General features: G+C 64.7%; 4 protein-coding genes. All 4 read right to left on the bottom strand.

Going from position 1 to position 6,229, the window contains the following annotated elements; translation table 11 throughout:
- Positions 1–211: 211 nt before the first annotated feature.
- Positions 212–1,054 (bottom strand): SDR family NAD(P)-dependent oxidoreductase, encoded by an 843-nt coding sequence (locus RT662_RS10315; protein WP_313670624.1) that lies wholly within the window; start codon positions 1,052–1,054, stop codon positions 212–214.
- Positions 1,055–1,188: 134 nt separating this feature from the next.
- Positions 1,189–3,372, bottom strand: coding sequence for a hypothetical protein (locus RT662_RS10310; protein ID WP_313670623.1), 2,184 nt, complete (start codon positions 3,370–3,372; stop codon positions 1,189–1,191).
- Positions 3,373–3,457: 85 nt separating this feature from the next.
- Positions 3,458–4,738, bottom strand: coding sequence for a citrate synthase (locus RT662_RS10305; protein WP_313670622.1), 1,281 nt, complete (start codon positions 4,736–4,738; stop codon positions 3,458–3,460).
- A gap of 17 nt (positions 4,739–4,755) precedes the next feature.
- Positions 4,756–6,180 carry a glutamate--tRNA ligase gene (gene gltX / locus RT662_RS10300; RefSeq protein ID WP_313670621.1) on the bottom strand — a complete coding sequence of 475 codons (1,425 nt, stop codon included), beginning with the start codon at positions 6,178–6,180 and terminating at the stop codon, positions 4,756–4,758.
- Between the last annotated feature and the right edge of the window lie 49 nt (positions 6,181–6,229).

The following is a 6,229-nucleotide window of genomic DNA, read 5'->3' as shown; positions in this document are numbered from 1 at the left end:
TTCGTTTGCGCGCATCCTGCATCAAAAGCTCCCGTCATGCTGGCGCAGGCCAGCATCCACCGTTCCATCTGGATCGTTTCACGAGGCGCAGGCGCCACTGTGGATGCTGGCCTGCGCCAGCATGACAGGTTCTGGGATGTGAGAGCCGTCCAAAAGCGAAAGTGGGTGCAGGGGCTCAGCCCCTGCCCGCCGGAGGCCGCTTCTCCTGCCTTCAGCCCTGCATCGCCGCCGTCATGCGTTCAAAGAACACGCCGTCGTCCAGCGTGTCGCTCATGCCAATCCAGGCGTCGTCGCTCATGCGGGTGCGCATACCGATGAACATCTGCGAATCATCGCCGCACAGCGTGCGGAACGCGGTGTTGCGGCCGCTGACGATATCGAGCACCGCGTTGGCCACCACGGCGGGCGGCGTGCCTTTATCCGCATCGGCGTTCATGGCGACCATACGGCGGCCACTGGGATAGGCACTGTCGGCGCGCGGTTGGGGCAGGTTGGCGACGGCCATGTCGGTGGCGATGATGCCCGGTTCGACCAGCGCCACGCGCACGCCGAACGGCGCCAGTTCCTGTGCCGCCACCTCGCTGGCGGCTTCCAGTGCGAATTTCGATGGGCCGTAGGCGCTGTGCGAGAACACCGCCATGCGCCCGGCGATCGAGGAGAGGTTGATGATCAGGCCCTGCCGGCGTTCGCGCATGGCCGGGATCACGGCCTTCATGCAGCGCAGCGGCCCGAAGAAATTGGTGTTCATCACCGCCTGGATCATGGCCATGGATTCATCTTCGAGGGCGTTTATCGAGAGGATGCCGGCGTTGTTGATCAGTACGTCGACGTTGGCCATGCCGGGCTGGGCAAAAAGCGCGGCAACCGATGCATCATCATCCACATCCAGCGCGGCAAGGCTGATCGACAGTTCTTCCTTCGCCGCGATATCGGCCAGATCGCTGCCGCCCGTATCGCGCATGGTAGCCACCACGTCGTGGCCGGCGCGGGCCAGGGTGAGCGTGATCTCGCGGCCAATGCCGCGCCGTGCGCCTGTAACCAAGATGCGTGTCATGCTGCTCTCCGTTCTCACGTGAAGTGTCAGCATCCAGACAGGAATGCCGGATCAAGCACTACGCAACGGCATCAATGGCTGCCCAAAACGAAAGTGGGTGCAGGGCCTCAGGCCCTGCCCGCCGGAGGCTTCTTCTAGTTGAACCGCCCGGCGGCCTGCCCAATCGCCAGATACAGCTTGCCCAACGTGGACGACAGCAACGTCGCCCCCAGAGCCTCGCCGCCACGTTCCGGCACCACATCGGCGACCAGTGATTCGAATTCCTGCAGGTAACGGCTGGCTTCGGTGCGGAATTCGGCATCGTGGGTGAAGTGGCGCACGAACTGTCGGCCGGCGCCGCTGTCCAGCCCATGGGCCAGGCGGCGGGCGATGGCGCTGGCATCGCCGGCGGCGTAATCGGCCCAGGTCTTGTCGTCGATGTCGTAGTCGAGCAGCTTGGCCAGATCGATGGCGCTGGATTGCAGGCTGTCAATCAGGCCGTTGGCGCGCCGGCCGAGCGCATTGCGGGCGCGCACTTCGGCGCGGGTTTCCACCGCGTCCACATGCGATTCCACGTCGGAAAGGGTGCGGGCCAGCCCGATCAGTCGCTGCGCCACCCGTTCGGCGGCAGCCTGCGCCGATTCGCCGGCGCGGCCCTGCAATTCCATCAGTTCCTCGATGCGATCGCGGATCGGCGCGGCGAACGCTGCTTCGGTACGGCTGACGGCGGCCTTGTCCAACGCCTCTTCGGCTTCGAGGATCACGCCGGCCAGCGCGGTGCGCATGGCGCCGGCGGCATTGTCGGCCACTTCGCGAACGCGGGCAAAGGTTTCAATCAGGTCGCCCGATGCGGTCAGGCTCAGGCGGCTGGTATCGTCTTCCAGGCTGCGCATCTGTTCCTGGGCGCGGGCGATGGCGTCGGCCAGTTCGTCGGTGGTGGCGGTCAGCGTTTCGCGGGCGCTGGTGAGGCGGTTGCTGGCGTCGTTCAGCGTGGCGCTGCCCGATTCCAGCGGTTCGGCCAGCGTGGCGGCCTGTTCCTTGATGCTGGCCAGCTGTGCTTCCAGCCCGGCGATCTGGCCGCGCAGCGCGCTCACCTGGCTCTCGCCAGCCGGCAACTGGGCTTCGAAAAGGGCAATAGTGCGGCTGGCTTCGCTGCCCATGGCTTCCAGCCGCAGCTGCACGGCGGCGAGCGCGGCATCGGCGTCGCCCAGCGGCGCGGTAAAACCGGCCACAGCCTCGTTGGCGGCCGCCAGTCGTGCATCAAGGCCGGACAGCGCTTCGCTGTTGCTGGCGATGGCGGCGGCAAGGCGGGTTTCCAGTGCTTCGACCCGGCTGCCCAGTTCATCCACCAGCGCCGCGGCGTTGCGGCCGCTTGTTTCGATTTCGCCGGCCACCTTGCTGGCCAGCAGTTGCAGGCTGGCAAGCCGTTCATCCAGCGCCCGCGCACCTTCGCCGCCAATGTGCGCCAGCGCGGTGCGGGCCTGATCGACACTGGCCAGCATCGCGCTGGTTTGCGCGTGAACGGCGTCGCGGGTCTGCTCCACCGATGCAGTAGTGCGTGTGAACGCATCATCGATGGCCGCGTTCAGTGCACCGATCGGCGTTTCGACGGCTTCGCGGGCCTGGGTGGCGGCGCTGGCCATCGCGGCAAGGCCGGATTGGCTGGCCTGGGCGAGGGCGTTGATCTCGCCGCGGCTGGCCTGGGCGGCGGCCCGGGCTTCGGCTTCGGCTTCGCTGGCGCGGGTGTAGAGGCTGGCCAGTAGGGTTTCGGTTTCGGCCAGCTGGCTGCGCAGCTGGTTATCCACCCGGGTCATCAATTCGCTCAGCGCTTCGGCCTGGCCGCTGGCGACGGGCACAGCGCCAGCGAAGTCATTACTGGCGGCGACCGCCTTGGCCACGGTATCCGCCAGCCGGCTGTTGGCCGTGTCGAGCGTATTGGCCACACCGGCGATGGTGCTGCTGTGGCTGGCCACCGGCGCTTCCATCGCCGCCATGCGCGTTGCGGCGGCGGCCAATTGTTCTTCCAGCCGGGTAAGGGAGTCGGCGCTGTGCTCCAGCCATTCCGCGGCCTGTGAAGCGCGGGCATCGGCAATGGCGGCGCGGGCGGCGTTCACGGCCCCGGCATCGCGCAACTGTACGGCGGCCAGCAGCGCCACGCCCACCGGGCCGGCCAGCGCGGCCAGCATCAGCAGCAGCGGCTGCAGGTTGGCTGAAACGGCAATCGCGCCCGTAGCGGCGCCCCATGTGGCGATGATGGCAGCGGCCCAGGCCAGGCTGGCGATGATCGCAAGGATCCAGGGCCAGCGGCGCGATTCAGGAGGAGCCAGAAAATCACCCATGAAACAGCACAAACAGGAAAAGGGGCCGCCGTTCAAGCCGGCAGCCCCTTTTCACAGAACTATCCACAGGATTCCGATAGGGTCATCAGCCGCGCTGGCCCATCGGCACATAATCGCGGTGGGTATGGCCGGTGTAGAGCTGGCGCGGACGGCCGATCTTCTGATCGGGATCCTCCATCATCTCGGTCCACTGCGCGATCCAGCCGACCGCGCGCGAGATGGCGAACAGCACGGTGAACATCGACGTGGGGAAGCCAATGGCCGACATCACCACGCCCGAATAGAAATCGACGTTGGGGTAAAGCTTCTTGTCGATGAAATAGGGATCGTTCAGGGCGATCTGTTCAAGTTCGCGGGCGACATCGAAGATCGGATCGTTGATGCCCATCTTGTCGAGCACGTTCTTGGCGACCTTTGCCATCACCTTGGCGCGCGGATCGTAATTCTTGTACACGCGGTGGCCAAAGCCCATCAGGCGGAACGGATCATCCTTGTTCTTGGCCCGCGCGATGAATTCCGGGATACGATCCGGCGTGCCGATTTCGCGCAGCATGTTGAGCGCGGCCTCGTTGGCGCCGCCGTGCGCCGGGCCCCACAGGCAGGCAATGCCGGCTGAAATGCAGGCGAAGGGATTCGCGCCCGACGAACCGGCCAGGCGCACCGTGGAGGTGGAGGCGTTCTGCTCGTGATCGGCCTGCAGAATCAGCAGTTTTTCCATCGCGTCTTCGATCACCGGATCGATCACATAAGGTTCGGCCGGCACACCAAAGGTCATGCGTAGGAAATTGCCCGGAAAACTCAGGCTGTTATCGGGATAGAGGAAGGGCTGCCCGATCGAATATTTATAGGCCATCGCCGCCAGAGTCGGCATCTTGGCGATGATGCGGTGCGAGGCGATCACCCGCTGTTGCGGATCATGGATATCGGTCGAGTCGTGATAGAAGGCCGCCATCGCGCCAACGATGCCGCACATGATCGCCATCGGGTGGGCGTCGCGCCGGAAACCCCGGTAGAAGGTCGCCAGCTGTTCATGGATCATGGTGTGGCGGGTGATGTTGCGGGTGAATTCGGCATTCTGTTCCGCATTGGGCAGATCGCCGTTCAGCAGCAGATGCGCGACTTCAAGAAAGCTCGACTGTTCGGCCAGCTGCTCGATGGGATAGCCGCGATACAAGAGGATGCCTTCATCGCCATCGATGTAGGTGATCTTTGATTCGCATGACGCGGTGCTGGTGAAGCCCGGATCGAAGGTGAAGCGGCCCGTATTCGCATAAAGCTTTCGAATATCAACCACTTCCGGGCCAATACTGCCCTGATGCACCGGATATTCCGCGCTTTTTCCGTCGATGCCGATCATGGCCGTCATGGCTCTCTTCCCTTCACTCAACCGGCCAGGGCATCGTCGATCCGCCCCAGCACTTCATCCTTGCCCAGCACTTCAAGCACCTCGAACAGTCCGGGCGATTGGGCCGAACCGGTGACAGCAGCGCGCAATGGCTGGGCGATCTGGCCAAGCTTGGCCGCTTCGCTTTCTGCCAGTTCACGCGCCACCTGTTCCAGTGCGGCGGCCGTCCAGTCATCCTGGGCGACGAATCGTGCCCGGGCGCGGTCAAGCAGCCCCGGTGTCGCAGACGCTAGCAGCTTGGCAGCGCCTTCGTCCATGGGGATTGGGCGGCTGCGAAGATAGAAAAGGCTGCTGGCTGCCAAATCATTGAGGTTGTTGGCGCGCTTCTTCAACTCCGGCATGGTGCGCTGCAAAAGTGCGGAATCGGAATCGGCCAGATCGCGGCCCAATGCCGCAGTCACGCGGCCGGCAATCAGCGCCACCAGCCGGCCATCGTCGGCGGCGCGCAAATAGTGCCCGTTGAGGTTTTCCAGCTTCTTCATGTCGAACCGCGACGGCGAACGGCCCACGGCTGCCAGGCTGAACCACTGCACTGCTTCATCACGGCTGATGATTTCGGAATCGCCATGGCCCCAGCCCAGGCGCAGAAGGTAATTCTCCACCGCTTCCGGCAGCAGGCCCATTTCGTCGCGATAGGCATCAACGCCCAGCGCGCCGTGCCGCTTCGACAGTTTCGCGCCGTCAGCGCCGTGAATCAGCGGAATATGAGCATAAACCGGCTCCGGCCAGTTCATCGCGCGAATCAGGGCCAGCTGGCGGAAGGCGTTGTTTAGGTGATCATCGCCGCGGATCACGTGCGTCACGCCCATGTCGTGATCGTCCACCACCACCGCCAGCATATAGGTGGGGGTGCCGTCCGACCGCAGCAGCACGAAATCATCCAGCTCGGCATTGTTCACCGTCACCGGGCCCTGCACCTGATCGTCGATGGTCACGGCGCCTTCGCGCGGTGCCTTCAGGCGGATCACATAGTCGGCATCGTTCGGCCAATCGGTGCGGTCGCGCCAGCGCCCATCGTATCGCATTGGCTGCCTGGCGGCGCGCTGCTCTTCGCGCAGAGCCGTCAGCTCCTCCGGCGTCGCATAACAGCGATAGGCATGGCCGGCGGCCAGCAGATGGTGCGCCACTTCGGCATGGCGGGCAGCCCGGCTGAACTGGTAGACCACCTCGCCATCCCAATTAAGGTTCAGCCAGGTCATCCCATCGAGGATGGCGGCAATGGCCGGTTCGGTGGAGCGGGCCCGATCGGTATCCTCGATGCGCAGCCGGAATTCACCGCCGTGGTGGCGGGCAAACAGCCAGTTGAACAGCGCGGTGCGGGCGCCGCCAATGTGCAGGAAACCGGTGGGCGAGGGGGCAAAGCGGGTGACGACCTTGCCGGGCAAATCCTGTGTTGCGCTCATGCGCGTTTCATCCAATCAAGGGCTTCAGGGTCGTGGCCGGGAGGGCACA

Origin of the sequence: Sandarakinorhabdus sp. (genome assembly GCF_032115815.1) — a bacterium.
GTDB lineage: Bacteria > Pseudomonadota > Alphaproteobacteria > Sphingomonadales > Sphingomonadaceae > Sandarakinorhabdus.
This window is presented reverse-complemented; position numbering and strand designations above follow the sequence as displayed.

Bases quoted from the DNA above. Each gene is read 5' to 3' on its own strand.
- gltX (WP_313670621.1), bottom strand. From the start codon at position 6,180: ATGAGCGCAACACAGGATTTGCCCGGCAAGGTCGTCACCCGCTTTGCC.
- RT662_RS10315 (WP_313670624.1), bottom strand. From the start codon at position 1,054: ATGACACGCATCTTGGTTACAGGCGCACGGCGCGGCATTGGCCGCGAG.
- RT662_RS10310 (WP_313670623.1), bottom strand. From the start codon at position 3,372: ATGGGTGATTTTCTGGCTCCTCCTGAATCGCGCCGCTGGCCCTGGATC.
- RT662_RS10305 (WP_313670622.1), bottom strand. From the start codon at position 4,738: ATGACGGCCATGATCGGCATCGACGGAAAAAGCGCGGAATATCCGGTG.